At 42.0% G+C, this 21,177-nt stretch carries 18 protein-coding genes and 1 rRNA gene; 17 read left to right on the forward strand and 2 right to left on the reverse strand.

Features of this window, described 5'->3' with window-relative positions; all coding sequences use genetic code 11:
• Window positions 1-143 precede the first annotated feature (143 nt).
• The 7 genes from K245_RS0112995 (at window position 144) to K245_RS0113030 (ending at window position 10,254) form a co-directional block, all read left to right on the forward strand.
• Window positions 144-2,687 (forward strand): binary toxin-like calcium binding domain-containing protein, encoded by a 2,544-nt coding sequence (locus K245_RS0112995; RefSeq protein WP_027359614.1) that lies wholly within the window; start codon window positions 144-146, stop codon window positions 2,685-2,687.
• Window positions 2,688-3,081: 394 nt separating this feature from the next.
• Entirely contained in the window at window positions 3,082-4,476 is a 1,395-nt protein-coding gene (locus K245_RS0113005; RefSeq protein WP_027359616.1) for a protoporphyrinogen/coproporphyrinogen oxidase, read from the forward strand.
• 2 nt (window positions 4,477-4,478) lie between these two features.
• Complete coding sequence (locus K245_RS0113010; RefSeq protein ID WP_035277205.1) at window positions 4,479-5,390, forward strand: glycosyltransferase family 2 protein; 912 nt, start codon at window positions 4,479-4,481, stop codon at window positions 5,388-5,390.
• A 10-nt stretch (window positions 5,391-5,400) separates the two neighbouring features.
• A complete protein-coding gene (locus tag K245_RS24395) occupies window positions 5,401-6,207 on the forward strand; it encodes a glycosyltransferase family 2 protein (protein ID WP_051284107.1) in 807 nt (268 codons plus the stop codon).
• Window positions 6,207-7,172 carry an NAD-dependent epimerase/dehydratase family protein gene (locus tag K245_RS24400; protein WP_051284108.1) on the forward strand — a complete coding sequence of 322 codons (966 nt, stop codon included), beginning with the start codon at window positions 6,207-6,209 and terminating at the stop codon, window positions 7,170-7,172. The genes K245_RS24395 and K245_RS24400 overlap by 1 nt, the downstream gene beginning before the upstream one ends.
• On the forward strand, window positions 7,169-8,149 hold the full coding sequence (locus tag K245_RS24405) for an MraY family glycosyltransferase (protein WP_051284109.1): 981 nt from the start codon (window positions 7,169-7,171) through the stop codon (window positions 8,147-8,149). The genes K245_RS24400 and K245_RS24405 overlap by 4 nt, the downstream gene beginning before the upstream one ends.
• Before the next feature lie 134 nt (window positions 8,150-8,283).
• Window positions 8,284-10,254: a polysaccharide biosynthesis protein gene (locus tag K245_RS0113030; protein WP_027359618.1), complete on the forward strand. Its 1,971-nt coding sequence runs from the start codon at window positions 8,284-8,286 to the stop codon at window positions 10,252-10,254.
• A gap of 75 nt (window positions 10,255-10,329) precedes the next feature.
• On the opposite strand, the gene K245_RS0113035 is transcribed toward K245_RS0113030, so the two are convergent.
• On the reverse strand, window positions 10,330-10,518 hold the full coding sequence (locus K245_RS0113035) for a hypothetical protein (protein ID WP_027359619.1): 189 nt from the start codon (window positions 10,516-10,518) through the stop codon (window positions 10,330-10,332).
• A 671-nt stretch (window positions 10,519-11,189) separates the two neighbouring features.
• On the opposite strand from K245_RS0113035, the gene K245_RS26680 reads away from it, so the two are divergent.
• From K245_RS26680 to rpsI, 5 genes are all read left to right on the forward strand, one after another.
• On the forward strand, window positions 11,190-11,927 hold the full coding sequence (locus tag K245_RS26680) for a DUF2760 domain-containing protein (protein WP_051284110.1): 738 nt from the start codon (window positions 11,190-11,192) through the stop codon (window positions 11,925-11,927).
• A gap of 16 nt (window positions 11,928-11,943) precedes the next feature.
• A complete protein-coding gene (locus tag K245_RS0113050; RefSeq protein WP_027359621.1) occupies window positions 11,944-13,743 on the forward strand; it encodes an Hsp70 family protein in 1,800 nt (599 codons plus the stop codon).
• Window positions 13,736-16,492, forward strand: coding sequence for an Hsp70 family protein (locus K245_RS0113055; protein WP_027359622.1), 2,757 nt, complete (start codon window positions 13,736-13,738; stop codon window positions 16,490-16,492). The genes K245_RS0113050 and K245_RS0113055 overlap by 8 nt, the downstream gene beginning before the upstream one ends.
• Before the next feature lie 169 nt (window positions 16,493-16,661).
• On the forward strand, window positions 16,662-17,096 hold the full coding sequence (rplM, locus tag K245_RS0113060) for a 50S ribosomal protein L13 (RefSeq protein WP_051284111.1): 435 nt from the start codon (window positions 16,662-16,664) through the stop codon (window positions 17,094-17,096).
• Between the two features lie 26 nt (window positions 17,097-17,122).
• Window positions 17,123-17,518 carry a 30S ribosomal protein S9 gene (gene rpsI / locus K245_RS0113065; protein WP_035277206.1) on the forward strand — a complete coding sequence of 132 codons (396 nt, stop codon included), beginning with the start codon at window positions 17,123-17,125 and terminating at the stop codon, window positions 17,516-17,518.
• A 655-nt stretch (window positions 17,519-18,173) separates the two neighbouring features.
• Here rpsI and K245_RS0113075 read toward each other — a convergent pair.
• Window positions 18,174-18,659 (reverse strand): hypothetical protein, encoded by a 486-nt coding sequence (locus tag K245_RS0113075; protein ID WP_027359626.1) that lies wholly within the window; start codon window positions 18,657-18,659, stop codon window positions 18,174-18,176.
• A 138-nt stretch (window positions 18,660-18,797) separates the two neighbouring features.
• On the opposite strand from K245_RS0113075, the gene K245_RS24415 reads away from it, so the two are divergent.
• The 5 genes from K245_RS24415 to K245_RS0113100 form a co-directional block, all read left to right on the forward strand.
• On the forward strand, window positions 18,798-19,079 hold the full coding sequence (locus K245_RS24415) for a hypothetical protein (protein WP_051284112.1): 282 nt from the start codon (window positions 18,798-18,800) through the stop codon (window positions 19,077-19,079).
• Window positions 19,080-19,235: 156 nt separating this feature from the next.
• Window positions 19,236-19,475, forward strand: coding sequence for a hypothetical protein (locus K245_RS0113085; protein WP_027359627.1), 240 nt, complete (start codon window positions 19,236-19,238; stop codon window positions 19,473-19,475).
• Between the two features lie 116 nt (window positions 19,476-19,591).
• On the forward strand, window positions 19,592-20,230 hold the full coding sequence (locus tag K245_RS0113090; protein ID WP_027359628.1) for a DUF6160 family protein: 639 nt from the start codon (window positions 19,592-19,594) through the stop codon (window positions 20,228-20,230).
• Between the two features lie 26 nt (window positions 20,231-20,256).
• The gene (locus K245_RS0113095) at window positions 20,257-20,640 is read left to right on the forward strand and encodes a response regulator transcription factor (protein WP_027359629.1); all 384 of its coding nucleotides are present in this window, start codon (window positions 20,257-20,259) and stop codon (window positions 20,638-20,640) included.
• Between the two features lie 308 nt (window positions 20,641-20,948).
• Window positions 20,949-21,177, forward strand: a 16S ribosomal RNA gene (locus K245_RS0113100); the annotation flags it as partial.

Consider the following 21,177-nt stretch of genomic DNA (forward strand, 5'->3'; position numbering starts at 1 on the left):
CTCTATTTTAAGCTTATCCTGAAGGAGTCACCCGTTATTATATTTTTGATGTCAAGGCGAAGCGTGTTATTTTATACAATGGGTAAGCTGGGCAACGCGGGGATATTTATAAAACTAAACAAACATATAGCGAGGAGAAAACCATGCACAAAAAAAAGCATTCATGCCTGTTGCTCGTTTTATTTTTTTTATTTCCCTTATGGACTATTCTAAGCTGTGACGGGAGTGATTCGGACAATGAAGCCTGCGGCCAAGGCTATTATTATGACAAGGAAACCGGCTCGTGTATACCCGAAGATACGGATGGTGACGGCATTAATGATATTATTGAAGCAAAAAACGGGACAGATCCTAAAAATGCCGATTCTGATGGTGACGGGCTTACTGATCTCTATGAGATGTTACTCGGCAAGGACAATAGTTCGCAAGAGGTTCTAAAGACAAGATTAAAAACAGGCACTAAAGCAGCGGTTGGCACCATAACTGACTCTGACGGTGACGGTAAGATTGCGGCCCTTGATACTGATGATAACAACGACGGCAAACATGATGGTCTTGACGATATAGACTGTGATGGGATACCCAATGCATATGAATATTACGGCTTCAGTATAAGCGGTTTCAACCGTGATATAGTCCCATGGGGTGTTAACTATAATGTGCAAACGGGCCAGCTTGCCGTTAAGAGCCCTGAACAGCTTGACTATACCGTCAAGTACTATAAGACCAATCCTCATCAGGCAAGCACAGATGGCGACCCGTACACTGACTCATTTGAAGCAAAAGGGGTCAACATGGATCAGGCTGTCATAAATCCTGGCCGAAACCCTTCAGTTCCAGCTTTCCCCAAGTTTTATGTCGAGATGGACAGCTACTCAATAACCATGCTTGAAGATATTGTGTCTACGTCTGGAGGAAGTAATTCGTGGACAAATACAGTCAGCAAATCCAGTCAGACAGGTTCCGTCTCCGGGCTGAACTGGCTGGGTAACTCATTTGCCGCAGGTGCGTTTCGAACTGCCCTTGGTAAAGTTGTTGAGCCGAATATTAACACCAATACCGTCACAAACAGTAACTCCGGCGTCAGCGACTGGTCGAAGGTAACAAGTACCAAATCCGATGCAGCCGCCAAAATCAAACTTAATATCAAGGTTACAAATTACGGCACGGCTCCAGCGTACAATGTGATGCCCACCGTAACCCTTTTTCAGGGCAGGTCTGCCATAGCGACCTTCAAGCCGAATGCAAGCATTGCCGCGCTCGCTGCGGGTGATACCTATCCAAGTGGGCCAGGAAATTTCTGGAATGTTGATAAGCGGGTAGGGGCAACCGGCGAGGAAGGCGACATATTACTCAGTGTAGACGAACTGCGGTCTTTTGAAATAGGAGCGCCTTTCTGCCTTGCTGTGACGGATGTAACGGCAACTGTAAAGCTTCCCGTCTATGACGAAGCCATGCATGTTAATGTTTTGACTGATATTGGCAGATGGCCGGAGTACAGCCCCGGAATCACGACAAATGCGACGACAGTCGTAGTGGACGCAGGTGACGGACATTATGCAAATCACCTTGTCTATGCCGGTGATCCTGTCAGTGATTTTTCACCGCCAATTACAGTGAGGGACGCACTTTACTGGCTTCTGGGCAATTACGGCGGCGGAAGTTTTAACAGTTATGTTTTATCATTCCCTGACGGTACTTCATCGATTGAGCTTGCTTTTGACCAGGAAAAGTGGGGAATAATCCTTGACAGCAATTATACGCAAAGGGACTTTCAAAAGGCGGGTTCAGATCCTCTCAGCGTATGCCTGAAGCCAAGAACTGTAATCTATATCAAAGCCGCTCCTGGCGATAGCAATTCGGCTCCGCCTATCAGCTGGGCTGCCATGTCCCCTATTCCTGTGCCAGATATGCCTGTATCAACGGATGCCATCACAGACCAGTTCCCAAAACAGATAGCTGCTGCGGTGAGCGACTATTTTGAGGTAAAGGAAGTCTATATGCTTTCGTCAATAAACGGGAGTACAAAATATGCAATGACTGATGATGATGCTGACTCTGTGTACACTGCCCATCTTCCTAAGGAATATGTCCCGACTGGCAGTGAAACCGTTATAGCTTCAAACACTGACGGCTTTTCCTCACAGCGGCCTGTTTCGTTTACGGCGCCTGTCGGCATAACCCGCAAGTTGCACGGCGATATGAAGACAACCGCGTATTTTGATCTTGATAAGAACATTGCGGGTAATTCATATTATCCCAATTGGTTTGAAGGCTGGGATGTGAGGTTCTCTATGTTTCAGGATAAGGATACGCCTTACTGGATGTGCAGTGCTGCTACTACTGATAAAGGCAGGCTTTTTGTGTTCGATACTTCCACAAACTATGATGCCTTAACCTATGAAATGATTAAAAATAAGTATGTTTCGCTTGAATCAAATCCGATTTCCCAGTGGCCTTATTTTTACAGAGCCAGTACGCGTGACGAAAAGCATGAGTTTTATAACTGGGTATTCAATCACCCCTTTTATTTTCAATTCGGAACAACCATTTGTGCACTAACTGATGAGGGCAGCCTTGCAAAAATTAGAATTGACAAATGGGAATCTCATTATAATTCAGACATGCAACGATATGAAACCGATACAGAGGATATAACATATATGCTCTTCAAGGATTTGAATTAATCTATTCTAAGCAGACGTATATGTGATGCTCCACTTTAGGCAAGGAGTATCGCATATACGTATCTACAACCGATTATTTTCATTATTAATGGCTCTTTTGGGTTTTGCAGAAGATTTTATAATTGTTGTGTTTATTGTCGCACCAGTAGCCTTAACTATTTTGAAATGCCCTTCAAGAAGAGCATATTTGAAAACCAAAGAATGATCCGGTTTGTTGGTGTCGCTTAAAACAAAATCCAAAAGTTTTTTGCGGAGCTTTTTTACAAAAAAGCGACCCGCCGGAGGCCTATGAGCCTTCAATTAAAACAAACTCTCGCAATGATTCTAATTATATTGTATCTAAAATCCCCTGATATGTACTTCCAATAAAAAAAGGCCTTTGGAGATTATCCTGATGAGGATTGTAATAATAGGCGGCGGACCGACCGGGCTTGGCGCTGCTTGGCGTTTATCAGAAATAGGGCATGAGGACTGGACTCTTTACGAGATGTCCGACCGTTTTGGCGGTCTGTCCACATCATTCAAAGATGATGAAGGATTCTGGTGGGACATAGGCGGCCATGTTCTTTTCAGCCATTACAACTATTTTGATAAAGTCATGGATACCGTGCTTGGCGAAAATGACGGCTGGCTTTTCCACGAAAGGGAGGCCTGGGTCTGGATGCAGGACCGGTTTATTCCTTATCCTCTTCAGAATAATATCCACAGGCTGCCGAAAGAGGTTTTCTGGGAATGCCTCAAAGGCGTGATGGATCTTTCAAAACTTGCGCCCCATAATAAACCTGCCGATTTTGCCCAGTGGATTGACATGACATTCGGAACAGGCCTGGCAAAATGGTTTTTGAGACCATACAATTATAAGGTTTGGGCATATCCTCCTGAAGAAATGGGCTGGAACTGGACTGGCGAGAGAGTCGCTCCTGTGGCTCTTGAAGGTATCCTTGAAAATTCTGTTTTTGATAAAGACTCGATTTCCTGGGGGCCTAATTCGACTTTCCGTTTTCCTCTTCATGGCGGAACTGGCGGGATATGGAATAGCATGGCAGAAAAATTGCCTTCTTCAAAAATGATAAAATCCAAAAAAATAGCTTCTGTTTCATCTCAAAATAAAAAGATTTTCTTTGAAGACGGATCTTCGGATGAATATGACATTCTTTTATCCACAATGCCCCTGACCAGATTAGTCGAAATATCTGACCTTGATTCTCCATATAATTCTGCCCCAAAGCTTAAGCATTCGTCCACCCATGTTGTGGGAATAGGTCTTAAAGGCCATCCTCCTGAAAAACTTTCAACCAAATGCTGGATGTATTTTCCTGAAGATAACTGCCCATTTTACAGGGTTACGGTTTTCAGCAATTATTCTCCAAATAATGTTCCTGATTCCGCATGTTCCTGGTCTCTCATGTGCGAAGTGAGCGAGAGTCCATCAAAGAATGTGGACAAGGGACGGATTGTTGAAGAAGCTATACAGGGCTGTTTAAATACAAAGTTGATCGGATCGAGACAGGAAATCAATCATACCTGGCATCACTCGATTGAGCATGGATATCCGACTCCTTCAAAAAACAGGGACGAGCTTCTTTTTCCATATCTTAAAAAGCTTCAGGATCTTGGAATCTATTCAAGGGGACGATTCGGAGGGTGGAAATACGAGGTCGGGAATATGGATCATTCATTCATGCAGGGCGTCGAATTTGCTTCATCCGTTCTTGATTCAGGAGAGGAAATGACCTTGTGGTATCCGTCTGTGGTGAATTCTCTTCATCCTCTTGGAATGAAAAGGTGAGCATGAAGCCGTACCTAAACATACCGGATCTGAGCATAATAGTTCTGAATTATAACAGGCTTTCTGAAACGAGATTTACCATCGAGCATCTGATTGATCTTAAAAAGCAGAGGCCCTGGTTAGAGATAATTGCTGTGGATAACGCTTCTTCTGACTCGACATGGGAATATCTCAACGAAAAAAAAGATCTTGTCAGGATCATGCGCATGTCTTCCAATTCAGGTATAGAGGCCATAAACCAGGCATGTATGAAGGCTTCATCAAGATATCTGATGGTTCTTGATGATGACTCCCATCCTGTTGACGCTGAGTGTCTGGACAGGATAGTTGAAACCTTTGACGGGAAAAAAAATGTCGGAGCCATAGCGTGCAGGATTGAGTCAGGTTCAGGTAAAAGGGTGAGGGAATGGCATCTTCCTGATAATGACGAGTGCGTTACTTCTCCGGCTTTTATTGGATGCGGTTTTGCAATAAGAAGGGATCTTTTCAGGCAGATAGGGTGGTTTCCAAAGGAATTTTTTCTCTACCAGAATGAAATAGAGACAGCGATTCAGGTAAAACTTGCTGGTTTTGAAATAATTTTTGATCCTTTATGCAGGGTTATTCACAGATTTGTTCCTGCCGGAAGAACAAACGCGAGGCGTGTTTTTTATCCGACAAGGAATTCCATATGGCTGATAAGAAAATATTTTGATTTCCCTGAATCTCTTTATCTTATTGCTGGCAGAATGGTGTTCGGATTTATAAGGGCGTTTGAAGGCAGGGAATTCAGTGTTTATTTAAGATCCATAAAAGAAGGCTTCAGCCCGGACGTGAATAAAAGAATTCTGAAGGGCAGGGAGCTTGAATATGCTTATGTATTGTTCAAACAGAACAGTATTTTTCATCATTTGTTAAGAAGAATTGTCAGGTGAATCCGTTTATATGTCTGGTATAAAAAGAAATAATGAACTCGATGTAACCATTTCGATTGTTTCCCATAACAGCAGAAAAGATTTGCAGGGACTCATGCCGGGTCTTGAAAAGGCGTGCGCAGGTATCAGCCATGAAATAATTGTGGTTGATAACATCTCAACAGACGGTGCTCCTGAATATATAGATGCCAGATTTCCTGACGCTGTCTTGATAAATAATAAAGTGAGAAAAGGCTACGGAGCAAATCATAATCAGGCCATAACCATTGCCCGGGGCAGATACATCGCTTTAATGAATGCTGATCTTGTTCTAATGCCTGGATGCCTTGAAAAACTGACCGGATATATGGACGCTAATCCTGATATTGGAATGGTTTCAGGAAATTTCATATTTCCCGACGGCAGCCCCCAGAATCTTAACAAACGACTGCCTGCGCTTTCTGACTTATTCATCCGCAGATTTCTTCCAGCTAAAATTCAGCAGAAAAAAATATTTGCGGACAGAATTGCAAAATATGAAATGAAGGATATTGGTTATTCAGATTTTGCTGAAGTTCCTTTTCTTTCTGGTGCATTTCTTTTTGCAAGAACCGATGCTTTAAGGGAGGTCAGCGGCTTCGATGAGAGATTTTTTCTTTATTTTGAAGATGTTGACCTTTGCAGGAAAATTTCTGAAAAATGGAAAACAGTATTTCATCCTGATGTTGAAATTATCCACAGATGGCACAGAGCTGCCCATAATGAGCTGAAATGGGCGCTTGTTTTCATGAAGAGCGCTTTTCTTTATTTCAATAAATGGGGCTACAGGTTTTTCTGATGCAAAAGGTTCTGGTTACAGGCGCGACAGGCGCCATCGGAAAAATTCTTGTGAAAAGACTTGTTGAGCTTGGATATTCAGTGCGGGTATTTGTCCGTGAAAAATCTGACTTGTCAGGCATTCATAATTCGGCAGAGATTTTTTGCGGGAGCCTTTTTTCAGAAAAAGATCTGACTCTCGCGTGCAGAGGCGTTGATACAGTTTTTCATCTTGCAGCAAAGCTTCATATAAATAATCCAACTCCTTTGGACGATAAGGAAATATTCAGGGTTAATCTTGATGCCACAAAGCTTCTTGTCAGGGCTTCCTGGAAAAACAGTGTAAGCAGATTTGTCTATTTCAGCACCATTAATGTCTACGGCGTTTCTGAGGAAAGAAATATTTTTGATGAATCCAGCATTCCGACGCCAGTAACTGCATATGCAAAATCAAAGCTTGGGGCAGAAAAATACGTTCTTGCACTTGTAAGCCGAAATACAGGAGAGCCTGCCGGGGTTGTTCTAAGGTACGCATCCGTTTATGGCCCAAATATGAAAGGCAATTACAGACTTCTTACAATGCTGGCAAAAGCAGGGATAAAAATTCTGCCTGGAGATGGCCTTAACAGGCGCACTTTGATCCACGCAGATGATGCTGTTTATGCAGCAATTTCAGCTGCACTCCACGGAGAAACACCGGGCCGCTTTTTTAATATCACAGATGGCTCTTTTCATTCTCTTGAGGCAATATATTCATCCATGCTTGAATCTTTCGGTAGGTGTCCCTCTGTTATCCGCATTCCTTTAGCTCCTTTGAAATTAGTTTTTTCAATAGTTGATGAGGCTTTATGCTTATTTATGGGCCGCAGACCTCTTATTTCTGCAATTGAAAAATTCACAGAAGACATGGCAGTAGATGGCAATCTGTTTTCAAACGTTACTGACTTTGCTGTTATACATAATTTAAAAAATGGCTGGCATGAATGAATGATCTTTTTGTTTTTGCTGTATCTCTGATTCTTGGGATTTCAGGGGCGTACGTAATTTCAAGATATGGACATGTGCTTAAACTCACGGATATTCCATCTGAAAGAAGTTCCCACACAAGGCCTACCCCCAAAGGCGGAGGAATAGGTATTCTTCTGGCTTTTGTTTTCGGTTCGATATTTGTGGGTATCAGCCCGTATATTTGGGTTTCTGCGGCTTTTCTCTCAATTATAAGTTTTTACGGAGATTTCAGGCATGTTTCGAGACGCCTGAGGCTTGTAATCCAGATGATAGCTGCTGGCGTATGCGTTTACTGCATTTCCCCAAACTTAAGTTTTTTTATGATTGCTCTCTGGGCTTTTTTTATTACAGGTACGGCCAATTTTTATAATTTTATGGACGGCATAAACGGAATTGCCGGTATCACAGCAATAATTGCGGCCATTTTGCTTTTTATTTACACTGACTTTGTGATTGGCATGTATCTGTCTGTATTTCTTGCGATCGGCTTTGGCTGTATTGGTTTTCTTCCATTTAATATCCCCTTTGCCAAAGTATTCATGGGAGATGTTGGTAGTATTCTGATCGGATTCTGGTTTGGTTTTTCTGCTTTTGTATATTCCGGTTCCTGTATCGAATTTGTTTCAATGATTGCCTTCATGCTTCCATTTTATGTGGATTCAATAAGTACGATTATATTAAGAATTAAAAGAAGGGAGAATATTGCACAGCCGCATAGATCCCATATTTATCAGATTCTTGCAAATCAGGCAGGGATAGCCCACTGGAAGGTTGCTTTATCTTATGGATTCGGTCAGTTAATCATGGGACTGATTTATATCGCCATTTTAAGATTTGCTGGCAATATCCCAGGAATGATTTTAGTAATTTTTTTTATTTGTGTTCTGTTATTGTTGTTTTTATGGATAAGATTAAGGTTCGAAACGAGCCCTGATTTGAAAAAGGTCTCAGCTTAGCTCTTGCGTAATTCCTTTTTTACGTATAATTATTAAAATCGTTTTCATTATTGAACTTTAATGGTTCCGCGAATTATCCATTCATTTATGATTTTGTTCAAAGAAATTTTATCCGGAGTCCTTCGGTATATAAAATGCGCCTAAAGCTATTATATAAGAATTTTTTCATAATTCAGGCTGTTGATATCTGTATTCTGACAGCAGCATTGTTTACTGCAAACCTCATAAGGCTTGATTTAACAGCTGAGCTTTCATCAAAATTCTGGATTCAGATTTTTCAGGCATATCCCTGGATACTTCTAATCAAAATGGCTGTGTTCCACTGGTTTGATGTTTACAAGGGGATGTGGAGATACACCGGACTTGTGGATCTTGCCAACATCGTAAAAGGCTCGACAATCGGCAGCCTTTTTTGCATCTGTCTCATTCTCTTTGTTCATCGTTTTGATGGCTTTTCCAGGTCTGTATTTCTTATTGACTGGTTTCTGACCATTTTCATGATTACTTCCTTTCGGCTTTCCCTAAGATCTTTCTATGCTTTCAGAGGTGGTTCAAGAACATGGAAAGACGTCTTCAATTCCATATGTTCAATTTTTGACAGAACCCCCTCAAGTAAGAAAAGGGTAATAATAATAGGCGCAGGAGACTGCGGAGAGAAAATCTGCAGGGAAATCAGGACGAGCAAGGAGCTTTCATACGAAGTTGTGGGCTTTCTTGATGATCATCCGGTTAAGGTTGGCAAAACAATACACGGCATTCCTGTTTTAAACAGTATCGACAATCTTGACGCTGCTGCCGAAAAAGTTCAGGCTGACCAGATCATCATCGCCATACCTTCGGCCACATCTATACAAATGCGCAGAATAATAGATATTTGCGAAGAAAGCAGAATAAGCTTTAAAATAATGCCTAACATCAGTGAAATAATAAGGGGTGAAAAGGCAATCAAGTTTGTCCGTGATGTTTCATATTTTGACCTTCTTGGCCGTGAGGCAGTTAATCTTGATGAAAAGAAGATCTATGAGCTTCTCAAGGGCAAACGTATTCTTGTGACAGGCGGAGGAGGTTCCATAGGTTTTGAACTTTGTCGCCAGATAGCTCTTTTTAAACCAGAAAAGCTCATTCTTTTTGATCAGGCCGAAACCCAGCTCTTTGAAGCTGAGCAGGAACTTGCCAGATCATTTCCTGGTATCAAAATGGCTTATGTCCTTGGAGATATAAGGGATATTCACCATCTCGACAGCGTTTTTGAAAACTATCTCCCGAATGTAGTTTTTCATGCGGCAGCATATAAACATGTTCCAATACTTGAGAAACATCCTTGGAAAGCAGTTGATAACAACATCATGGGAACCATGAATGTGGCTGAATGCGCAAAGAAATATGATGTTTCAAGGTTTGTTTTTGTTTCAACAGACAAGGCTGTCAGGCCTGCAAACATCATGGGCGCATCCAAAAGGGTTGCTGAGATTTTTATTCAAAATCAGAATAATTCTACGGACGTTAAAACCAAATTTATGATCGTCAGATTTGGGAATGTTGTCGGCAGTGGTGGCAGTGTCGTGCCTATTTTCAAAAAGCAGATAGAGCTCGGTGGCCCTGTTACTGTTACTCATCAGGAAATGACAAGGTTTTTCATGACAACATCCGAAGCTTGCCAGCTTATTCTACAGGCAGGAACCATGGGGAATGGCGGAGAGATTTTTATCCTAGATATGGGGACTCCTGTAAAAATAGATTCCATGGCAAGGGAGCTTATCAAACTGTCAGGCTTCAAGCCGGATATAGATATCAAAATTGAATATATAGGCCTAAGGCCCGGCGAGAAGCTTTATGAAGAGCTTATTACTGCTGAAGAAGGGGTTTGCCCGACCCCGCACAAAAAAATCATGGTACTAAAGGGCGCTGAAAGAAATATGAAAATATTTGCCCAAGGTATAGGAAATCTTACAAGATATGCAGATATCCAGAATATATCGGGCATTGTTTCTACATTCAGATCAATGGTGCCAGAATATCAGCCGTCCGGATTCATAGTTCAAAAAATGGAAAACATTGAACAGTCCGGAATGAAAATCTCTGAAAGGATGATTGCTGAAGGTTAGGAACCTTGAATGAGTCTTTACGCAGATATTTTATGAAGCAGGCCTAAGCCTGCTTTTTTATTTTATTCACCAGGATTAAAATTTGGAGCAGGATATTCCAGCCGCAAGCGTTTCCTGCAGTCGGATAATCATCTCGCAGAATCCTGAGCAGCCAGGAAGGTCTTCTTTCCTGTCACATGAGATGCATGGGCTTTGCCTCAAATACCCTATCTCAAAATCAAATCTGTCGCGTTTAATGTAATGTGCGCCTATTATCTGTTTCATTTCAATCATCCAAAGATTTCAGTTTGTTAACCGATATCATAAGCTTTTTTATAGTTCAATGAAAAAGCCGGGAAATATTTTGCTCAGAAAAAGATTTACTTGGATTAATTTGCTTAGATCAGTCTGTAAATGCTTTTAATGGTATTGTTTAAAATTAGAATTCTTATTTGATATACATATCAATGCCATAGCTTGAACATTTGAAATGAGTCAGGCTGTTTGAATGGCAAGCACGTTGTTGCATTATTACTGGAAAACCCTTCTGAAAAAGGGTTTTCCAGATCTTTCCCAGAACTTTTATGGTTTTTATATCACGAGTCGAGAGCATATGTTTTTCAAGCAAAAGAAACCATAACCGAAAAGTTTTTGCTAAGCTTTTTTCAAAAAGCGGCTTTTGACCTTTCATCTGACAGAAAAGTTCAATTTATGACGAGGTGAAGTATAGAAAGTAAGTGTCGAACGGAGGGCCAGATTTCATGAGGTATAAAATGATGTTCGAGTATGAGGCCGACGCAGATATCTGAACAAGCTCTGGCAAAAAGGCATTTTTAGATGGAGCCATAAGAAGAAAAAGCATGTTTTCCTTGACACTTGGCAGCTTTTAATTAAATTTCCGGATATTGATCACCAAAATATCATGTTTTACTGAACATACAGAAGGAGCAGAAATAGTGGAGACCCCGAAAAATACATACTGGAAATTCTTTTTTAAGAATTTTTTTATATGGGTTGCATTCCTTGGACTATCAGAGGCTTTGATATATTTGATCCTGGCTTTAGCAGGCGTTTTTTCATCATTTTCCCAGATGCCTTCAGGATTAAAAATAGATATTCATGGCTTGCCCGGTTTTATATTTTCAGAAGAATTCAGACTTTACGCCTATGCAATACCAGCCGTGGCCTTTTTCATATTTGTGATCATAGACGCTTTTATTTCAAAAAGCATTACATCAGGAATAATTTCATCTCTCAAACCTTCTAAACCTCTGAAAGGCGAAAAAAAGGCGCCTGAAAGAGATCTTGAAGAGGAAAAAAGAAGATTTTTGCATTTTCTATCAGTGCTTCAGCGAGAAGGTCGCCTTCTTGATTTTTTCAATGAGGATCTTTCAGTTTATGAGGATGAACAGATTGGAGCCGCAGTCAGGGGGATTCATGAGAGCTGCAAAAAAACCATGAAAAAATACCTCGATCCTGTGCCTGTAACTGACAAGGAAGAGGGCGCGGATATTGTTGTGGAAGATGGATTTGATCCGGATGTTTTCAAGCTTGTAGGCAACGTAACTGGAAATCCGCCTTTCAAGGGAATTGTAAGGCACAGGGGGTGGAAAGCATCCAAACAGAACATGCCGGAGCTTTCAAAGGTCAAAGACGCCAGCATAATGGCTCCTGTGGAAATTGAGATTCAATAATAAAGGTAGGCCGTTAATGACAGAAGCCCATTACATTATAGGAATAGATTTAGGAACATCAAACACAGTTGTTGCCTACACAGAAGCATCAGCAAAAAAGGGCGAAAAACCTGTTGTTAATGTTTTTCAGATCCCCCAGCTGATATCATCAGGAGAAGTTGCCAGCAGGGATATGCTTCCTTCTTTTATCTATCTTCCAGGAAAACATGATCAGAATCTGTCATCCCTCGCGCTTCCCTGGAATGAAGATAATGATGCTGCGGTTGGTGAGATGGCAAGAAACAGAGGCGCTGAAGTCCCTGACAAATTTATATCATCTGCCAAATCATGGCTTTGTAATAATATGGTTAACAGAACCCAGCCGATTCTTCCCTGGGGCGCTCCTGATAGTTCCAGAAAACTTAGTCCAGTAGAAGTTTCATGCTTGATTCTTAAGCACGTCAGGGATGCCTGGAACCATGAAATCGCAGGCGATGTCCCCGAGCTTATGATGGAATTCCAGGAAATATTTCTCACCGTTCCGGCATCTTTCGATGCTGATGCAAGAGACCTTACAATAAAAGCTGCTCACGAGGCAGGCCTTGAAAATGTAACTCTCCTTGAAGAGCCCCAGGCAGCCTTTTATTCATGGATAGCCTCTTCAGATGATAAATGGAGGGATTCTGTAAAATCAGGTGACAGTATTTTGATCTGTGATATCGGAGGCGGTACGACAGACTTCAGCCTTATAAGCGTATCAGATGAGGGAGGCGATCTTTCCCTCGAGCGTGTTGCTGTCGGCGATCATCTTCTTGTGGGTGGTGACAATATGGATCTTGCCATGGCTTACTCCGCCGCCGCAAACCTTGCAAAGAAAGGTGTAAAGATCGATCCCTGGCAGATGAGAGCTCTTGGCCAGAGTTGCAGGGCTGCAAAGGAAAAACTTCTTTCAGAGGGATCTCCGGAAGAAATACCCGTTTCAGTGCTTGGCAGGGGAAGTAGTCTTATCGGCGGAACAATAAAGACAAATCTTGTTAAGCAGGAAATTGAAAATCTTGTTTTGCAGGGGTTTTTCCCTCAGTGCCACTCTACCGATTCTCCTGTAAAGGCTCGCCAGTCAGGTCTGAAGGAATTTGGTCTTGGTTATGAATCTGACGCGGCAATTACAAAGCATCTTGCCAGATTCCTGAGACGCGGCGGGTCAATGCCTGAAGATCTGCATGTTCCGACAGCTGTTTTCTTCAACGGCGGAGTAATGAAGGCTGATGCACTCAGAAAAAGAATCGTTGAAGTAATAAATTCATGGGGCGGCTGCGGCGTCAGGGAGATAGAATCATCTGACCTTGATCTCAGCGTAGCCATAGGAGCCGCATTTTATGGATTTACGAAAAAAACAGGGGGCGTTCGAATAAGGGGCGGCCTTGCCAAGACGTATTATATATCCATTGCCGCATCCATGCCCGCAATTCCAGGAATTCCTTTGCCGACCAAGGCACTCTGCGTTGCTCCCTTTGGCATGGAGGAAGGAACCGAGGCAGAGATCACGGATCGAGATTTTGTTCTTGTTGTCGGAGAAAACGTTCATTTTGATGTTTTAAGATCTTCCACAAGACTTGAGGATAAAACTGGGGATATTGTAGAGGACTGGAATGATGAAATAGAAGAGTTGACCACCATAGAGACTGTTTTGGACGGCGAAGCCGGAGGTCAGGTTCCAGTTGGAATAAAAGTACGTGCAACTGAAATTGGAACCCTTGATTTCTGGTGTGTTTCAAGGAATGATGACAGAAAATGGCGCCTCGAATTCAGCGTAAGGGAGCGTGAATCGCTTGAGTAAAATTACCCGGCCATACATAATCGGCATTGATCTTGGCACCACAAATTGTGCTGTATCGTGTGTAAACAGATCAAAGAATCCTGAATCAAGAAAAATAGATCTTTTTCAGGTGCCGCAGCTTTCCGGAGCCGGAGAGCTTACAGCCAGCCCTGTTCTTCCTTCTTTCCTTTATCTGCCAGGTGAATACGAAATATCTAAAGATGCTTTGCAATTGCCATGGGCAACCCAGGAAGATGATTTTTCAGGGATTTATGCACGAGAGCTTGGGGCCAAAATTCCTTCGAGACTGGTTTCTTCAGCCAAATCATGGCTTTGCCACGGAAATGTGGATCGCCTTTCCTCCATTCTCCCTTGGGGATCGCCACAGTCAATTCAGAAAAGATCACCTGTCGACGCTTCGGCAGCTTATCTCAAGCATATAAAAAAAGCCTGGAATTATCAAAAAAAGGATGATGCTGAATTTTATCTTGAGAATCAGTTTGTAACAGTTACTGTTCCTGCGTCCTTTGACGAGGTGGCAAGAGATCTTACGGTTGAGGCTGCCAAAAGAGCCGGACTTGGTGACATTACTCTGCTTGAAGAGCCGCTTGCAGCGTTTTACAGCTGGTTGGCCCGTCATGAAGATGACTGGAGCAGTCATGTAAAGCCTGGAGAATTGATTCTGATATGTGATGTCGGTGGCGGTACAACTGACTTTACTCTCATAGCCCTGAGGGAGGCCGATGGAGGATCTCCGAGGTTTGACAGGCTTGCTGTGGGAGATCATCTTATTCTTGGCGGTGATAATATAGATCTTGCCCTTGCAAGGCTTGTGGAGATGAAGCTTGGTAAATCCAATATTTCACTCTCAGGAGACAGATGGAAAACACTTTGCCATTTATGCAGGGCTGCCAAGGAAAGAATTCTTGACGCAAAATCTGAGCGTGAGCGTATCACCATAATGGGTGAGGGCGGGAAGCTTATTTCCGGCACAATTTCAGCCGATCTTGTTTTTGATGACATGCTCAATATCGTAGTGAATGGTTTTTTTCCAATTGTCGGTTCAGATGACAAAAAAAGAATTGCCTCAAGAAAGGCGATAACCGAATTTGGCCTCCCTTACGAAGGCGAGCCAGCAATTACGAAACATCTCGGTTGGTTCCTTGAAAAACATAAGGCTGACGTCGAAAAGGCGATCGGTAAGCTTCCTGTTCCAGATCATGTGCTTTTTAATGGCGGGTCATTAAAACCCACGGTGATTCAGGACAGAATTATTGATTCGATTAAATCATGGTTCGGCACCGACCATTCACCTTCAGTACTCGAAAATCCTGATCCGGATCTTGCCGTTGCCTTGGGGGCTTCATATTACGGTCTTGTGAAATCAGGAAGTGGGGTAAAAGTCGGAAGTGGAAGTCCTCGTTCATATTATCTTGGCGTAGGTGGGGCAGAACCTGAAAAGAAAAGCGCCATCTGTCTTGTGGAAAGAGGTCTGGACGAAGGCACAAAAATTGAGCTTGAAAATCGTGACTTTGAGGTTCTTGCAAACAAGCCTGTGAGTTTTGATGTATACAGTTCAAGTTTCAGGTCTGGTGACAGGATGGGTGATATCATAGATGTCGATGATACCTTCTCGGCCCTTCCGCCTATCCAGACAGTAGTGTCATATGGAAAAAAGGGTGATGAGATAAGAGTTCCTGTACACTTGGCTGCAGAATATACAGAGGTCGGAGCGCTTAAGCTTTGGTGCAGATCCCTTATAAGCCCCAATAAATGGGAACTTTCTTTTCAGCTCAGGCAGAAACCGACTGCCCTGAAGATCGCCAGGACAGTGGCAATTGAAGAAGGGCTTGTGCTTGAGGCAAAAAGGCTTGTCAGGGAAGCATTCGAATCATCTGATAACTCTCTGCTCCAGAGCCTGACCAGGGATGTTTCAGCCCTTTCAGGCAATATAAGGGAAAAATGGCCGCTTCCGCTTATAAGGGCAATGGCTGATGAGTTGATTGAACTTGTTGAAAAACGATCTGTTTCGGCAACTTATGAAAGCAGGTGGCTCAATTTTACGGGCTTCTGCATGCGCCCTGGGTTTGGAGATGCCCTTGATGAACACAGAATTCAGAGAGTCTGGAAAATATACAGGGACGGCATTTTGCATCCTAAAAATTCCCAGGTGGTTTCTGACTGGTGGATATTCTGGAGAAGAATTTCAGGCGGACTTAAACCAGGCCAGCAAAGGCAGTTTTATCAGGAAACGGCCGGACTTGTTATACCGAAGAAGAGTGAATCTGTGAAACTTTCTCCTAAAGAGCAGCAGGATATATGGATGGCTCTTGTGAGTATGGAGTATCTGTCACAGAATGATAAGGTAAGACTTGGCAAGGCTTTGCTTCCTTTTATTTCCGTAAAGAAAGATGTGGATTGGAAAATATGGGCGCTTTCAAGGCTCGGAGCAAGAGAACTTCTTTACGGATCGGCAGACAGAGTCGTTTCTCCGGTTGAGGCTGTTATCTGGCTTGAAAAGCTCATGAAACAGGCGACAGCTGAAAGACAGGTTATTGCTTCAGCAATTGCCAGAATATGTGCAAAAACAGGTGACAGGGTCAGGGATATTTCTCCCGGAGTTGTAACAACTGTTATAAACTGGCTTAAATCAGTTCCCGGATATGACTCATATGTGCATGGAATTGAAAATGTGGTTCAGATGAAGAAATCTGACCGTGACGAGGCTTTTGGTGAGACACTTCCGCCAGGATTGCATATAATTGAATAGTTCATAAATTTTTATATTGGCTATCGGAGTCGAATTGTATTATAGACTTTACAAGCAATCTGTGGATGCCCATTCGTAAGTCTGTTTTTTCAGGAAGTTTTTTCCTTGACATGCATTCCAAAAGCCTTTAATAAATTCAAGTTTTTTAAAAATTGCAGGAGTGAAAACAGTGAAGAAATATACATATAGTGCCAAATCATCCGATAATGCGGGTAAATGGTTTGTGGTTGATGCAGAGGGAATGATACTCGGCCGCTTGGCTACCCAGGTTGCAGCGAGAATACGCGGTAAGATGAATCCTCTTTTTACCCCACACGCGGATCTTGGAGACAGCATTATCGTAATTAATGCTGAAAAGATCGCCCTTACAGGCAATAAGCTAAAAGACAAGAAATACTATCGTCACAGTGGATATGTAGGCGGCCTTAAGGAAATTACTGCTGAAAAGCTTATGGCGAAAAATCCAGAGGCTCTGATCATGTATGCTGTGAAGGGAATGCTGCCAAAGAACCGTCTTGGGCGTCAGTTGCTTAAAAAACTTAGAGTTTATGCAGGTGCTACCCATCCGCATGAGGCTCAGCAGCCAGAGACCCTTAAAGTATAATACAGAATCAGTGACCGGAGTAAATAATGGAAAACGCAAATAGATATTATGCAACTGGAAAGCGCAAGACCTCGGTAGCCCGTACATGGCTAAAAAGCGGCAGTGGCAATATAGTTGTCAATGGCAAGCCGGCCGATGAATATTTTACAGTAGATACAGCCCGTACTGCTGTTAAATCCCCGCTGGTTTTAACTGATACCCTCGCATCATATGATGTAATGGCTACGGTAAGCGGTGGCGGAATAAGCGGCCAGGCCGGTGCTTTGAGGCATGGAATTGCAAGAGCATTGATGGTTGCAAATCCTGATTTCAGAGCTGTTCTTAAAAAAGCTGGCATGGTTACCCGTGATCCGCGTGCGAAAGAAAGAAAGAAATACGGTCAGAAAGCAGCGCGTGCTCGCTTCCAGTTCTCCAAGCGTTAAAATTTTCTTGCCGGTTTTTCGAAGAGGGAATTCGAGTATATCTCGATTCCCTTTTTGTGTTATAGGCTCATAATATACTCCATCGGTCTTTTGTTTAGTTTGCGGCTGTCTGCCGTAGCTTTAACTTTGATAGTATTCGGCTCCCCAATCACACAGATCCTGATAATTCATTCTTTCCCGACCATGATGATATTTTATACTGATATTTAACTTGAAACTTGTGCCTGAATTAATGTAGGCTTGAATAAAAAGACGACGCACCCAGTTTTTTTATGGGGTACGATCATTTTGTTTTTCTTGCCATATTAAAAATTTCGGTGTCCATGCGAGGATGCATTATTGAAATTCAGCCTCTTTATTAATTTTTGTGGTCTTATCATTTTAATATCGTCCTTTTTTTTACCCCTTGAATCAAGTCTTGCACTGGAGCAACAGGGTTGGAGATCTCGGGATCTGGCCTGGAAAAATTCTGATTCTTCCTGGAAAAAAAATGAGACGTCTGAAAAGGCCGAATGGAAAACTGGAGAGTCAGGCTTCTTGAGTTCTGATAAAAAATGGCTGGAGTTTGACAAAAATGCCCTCGCCAATTGGCGAGGGCAAGAAAAAAAATTCAAAAGCAATGACGATAAGTGGAAGACTGAAGACAGTAAATGAACTACCAGATAAAATTCATGGCTTTTTTATGAAATGCCCTTGCTTTAGCAATGAATTTTTTCGGTGTTGGCAAGTTAATGTCAGGAATTAAAAGCCCGTATTTTTTTAGATTGTCAATGGCCTTCCCGTTAATTTTTATAACAGTGCCAGACGAAACGTTTTCGTAAATCATTTTAGCTCTCAAGCGAAGGGTGATATTGAGTATTTCTGTTATTTCCTTCTTGTTTTTAAGATCACTAATCTGATGTTCGATCACTTTTTTGTTTTTAAGGGCAAAGATTCTTGCCTCTTCTGTTGTTGGCTGAAGCGCAAATAATTCGTTGGTCACAGCCGCCGCAAGAAGTCCTGAATAGGTTTCGTCCTGAGACTTTATGAATTCGCTCTTTAAGCTGTGATAAATTCCGTGTTTAACATGATTAACTGCAGCGTCGAAGTTTTTAATCAGTTTTTTTTGGGGGAATTGAAGTAATCTGTTTAGTAGTGACATGTTAATCTCCAGTTTTTCTCCGCATATATATTAAATAACTAAAGCCTGTATTTTTTTTTATTCACTTTAAATAAAAATTGCTTTAAAGCCATTAAACAGTGTTTAATGTTTATAATGTGTCTACGAAAGGTAAAGCCGATGAAAATAAATATATCTATAGAGGCCACCCCCGAAGAAGTACGTGAAGCCATAGGCCTTCCAAATATTGCCGGAATTCAGAGCATTCTTATGTCCAAAATAACGGATAAAGTCAAGGATGGGAGTATGGATCCCGGATCTGTAATGGAACTGATTAGTCCGAAAATGAATATATGGGGAAAGTTGATGATGGATGCGGCAATGAAAAACATTGAAATGATGACCATGTCGGGCAAAAAAAATGAAGCAAGTGAAAAATCTGGGCCTGATCAGGCTGTATAGCAAATATGACAAGGCCGCAAAAAGTCCGATTATCGTCATTCCGGCGCAGGGCTGAATCCAGAATTGCCTGAAATTACAGGATGCCGGATCAGGTCCGGCATGACGCCACCGCCTTTTTTTGAGTTTTTACGAGACCATCGAATATAGGAGGCTGTAATGAAGAGAATAATGTCTGTTTTGTTTATTATTGTGCCTTTGGTAATTGTATCATGCTCTAATGACACCCCTAAAACCGAGCAGGATAATAAAAAGGAAATGGGGGTGATAGAAAAAAAACAACATGAAATTGCCCAGGACGCGGTTAAGGGCATGAAGGCTCCAGTTGACAAGGCAAAGGCTGTATCTGCAGGTGAAGATGAAAGAAATAAGGACTTAAAAAAAGCCTCAGAAAATTAACCGGCCTGAAATTAAAAAAAATACAACGGTTTAAAAGTCTCCCCGCTTTTGCATTTTATAAATGGCAGTAATTACTGTTCTTGTAATCCTATTTAATAAAATCAGAGAGGCATCTCATGCTTAAGAAAGCGGTGTTTTTTATTCCGATTTTTCTGTGCGGAATTCATCAGGATCCAGTATATGCTCTTCAACGTCTTGACGATAAGACTCTTAAAAAAATTCACGGTCAGGGAGGAGTTGAGATAGAAATCGATAATATGTCTATAAAGGCAGAAATAAGGGAGATGCGGTATACTGATACTGATGGAGCTTTTGATGGGAAACCTACTTCTGTATTTGTCTCAAATACAAGGACGTATCAGAGGTTTTATGCCATAAAGGATGAAACAGACAGAGAGGGGCTTCTCTATACTGCATACAATGACGAAAGGGTTTTGGGAGAATATGCAATAAAGTCATACACCGACACCAGAAATTTAAGAATTGACATTGTTGACGAGCTCCCGGTTCTGACGAAAATAAATAAATATAATCTTGGGGTTGATCTTAATCCCAATTTAAGGCGCAATCTTTCAGTTTCAGGCATCCTTTTGACCTTGCCAACGCTTGAAATAGTTGCCGATGCACCGGAATTCTCTATAGGGATCAGGCAGGAAGGCTCGTTTAACAATAACGCAGTTTTTTTTAGGTGTACTGGTTCAGGGAAAAGTGTTATGGCTATACTCAGTGGAAAAATAGAAATAGCTCCTCATTAACTTGATGCGATTATGGATGTTGAAACGTGGAAGGCATAAAAAAAAGAATTCTGATAATTGATGATGAACTCCAGATCAGGCTGATGCTGCGTCAGGCCATTGAAAAGGCAGGCTTTGAGGTCGATGATGCTCCTGATGGCAGAGAGGGTATAGATGCTTTCAAGAAAAAGAAAGCAGACCTTATTATTACAGATATAATTATGCCGGAAAAAGAAGGCATTGAAACTATAATGGCGTTTAAGAGGATTGATTCGGGTGTAAAGATAATTGCCATTTCAGGTGGAGGCAGAATACAGTCTGAGGATTATCTGAATATAGCTACCAAAGTTGGCGCATCTTTTTCATTTCCCAAACCTTTTTCGATCATAGAGCTGCTTGCCAAAATAAATGAACTGCTGAATATCCAATAATAATAGTATATTTCATTTTTTAGTTGCAACAATGAAAAAAAACGATTGACAAAGTGATCAGTAGCCTATAGTTTCGGCGGGTCTTGAACACGAAGGCTTCTTCGAGAGAAGGAGTTCTGAGTAGGTGGCCTAAAAGTCACTTCAAGCGAGAAGAAAAAGTAATAAAAACTTCTTGACAAGACCGAGTGGATAAAATAGTCTGCTCAAGTTTTTCAAGGGCAGGAAACTGTTTGCGAAATTTTTGGTTTGTAAGTTTGATCTTTGAAAACCTGGTAGTATAGAGTAGTGACAGCAGAGAGTAAAAGGATTAATTGGAGAGTTTGATCCTGGCTCAGAATGAACGCTGGCGGCGTGCTTAACACATGCAAGTCGTACGCGAAAGGCGCTTTCGGGTGCCGAGTAGAGTGGCGCACGGGTGAGTAACGCGTGGGTAATCTACCCTTGGATCTTGGATAACATATCGAAAGGTGTGCTAATACGGGATGAAGTCTATGTGAATGAGTTTATGTAGATGAAAGGCCGCGCAAGCGGTTGTCC

The sequence above is a fragment of the Desulforegula conservatrix Mb1Pa genome, from assembly GCF_000426225.1.
Taxonomy (GTDB): domain Bacteria; phylum Desulfobacterota; class Desulfobacteria; order Desulfobacterales; family Desulforegulaceae; genus Desulforegula; species Desulforegula conservatrix.

Excerpts from the sequence above, each read along its gene's own strand:
- K245_RS0113030 (WP_027359618.1), top strand. The coding sequence starts at position 8,284 with ATGCGCCTAAAGCTATTATATAAGAATTTTTTCATAATTCAGGCTGTT.
- K245_RS0113050 (WP_027359621.1), top strand. The coding sequence starts at position 11,944 with ATGACAGAAGCCCATTACATTATAGGAATAGATTTAGGAACATCAAAC.
- K245_RS0113005 (WP_027359616.1), top strand. The coding sequence starts at position 3,082 with ATGAGGATTGTAATAATAGGCGGCGGACCGACCGGGCTTGGCGCTGCT.
- K245_RS24415 (WP_051284112.1), top strand. The coding sequence starts at position 18,798 with ATGAAAATAAATATATCTATAGAGGCCACCCCCGAAGAAGTACGTGAA.
- rpsI (WP_035277206.1), top strand. The coding sequence starts at position 17,123 with ATGGAAAACGCAAATAGATATTATGCAACTGGAAAGCGCAAGACCTCG.
- K245_RS0113010 (WP_035277205.1), top strand. The coding sequence starts at position 4,479 with ATGAAGCCGTACCTAAACATACCGGATCTGAGCATAATAGTTCTGAAT.
- K245_RS24400 (WP_051284108.1), top strand. The coding sequence starts at position 6,207 with ATGCAAAAGGTTCTGGTTACAGGCGCGACAGGCGCCATCGGAAAAATT.
- K245_RS0113090 (WP_027359628.1), top strand. The coding sequence starts at position 19,592 with ATGCTTAAGAAAGCGGTGTTTTTTATTCCGATTTTTCTGTGCGGAATT.
- K245_RS0113085 (WP_027359627.1), top strand. The coding sequence starts at position 19,236 with ATGAAGAGAATAATGTCTGTTTTGTTTATTATTGTGCCTTTGGTAATT.
- K245_RS24405 (WP_051284109.1), top strand. The coding sequence starts at position 7,169 with ATGAATGATCTTTTTGTTTTTGCTGTATCTCTGATTCTTGGGATTTCA.
- K245_RS24395 (WP_051284107.1), top strand. The coding sequence starts at position 5,401 with ATGTCTGGTATAAAAAGAAATAATGAACTCGATGTAACCATTTCGATT.
- K245_RS0113075 (WP_027359626.1), bottom strand. The coding sequence starts at position 18,659 with ATGTCACTACTAAACAGATTACTTCAATTCCCCCAAAAAAAACTGATT.
- K245_RS0112995 (WP_027359614.1), top strand. The coding sequence starts at position 144 with ATGCACAAAAAAAAGCATTCATGCCTGTTGCTCGTTTTATTTTTTTTA.
- K245_RS0113035 (WP_027359619.1), bottom strand. The coding sequence starts at position 10,518 with ATGAAACAGATAATAGGCGCACATTACATTAAACGCGACAGATTTGAT.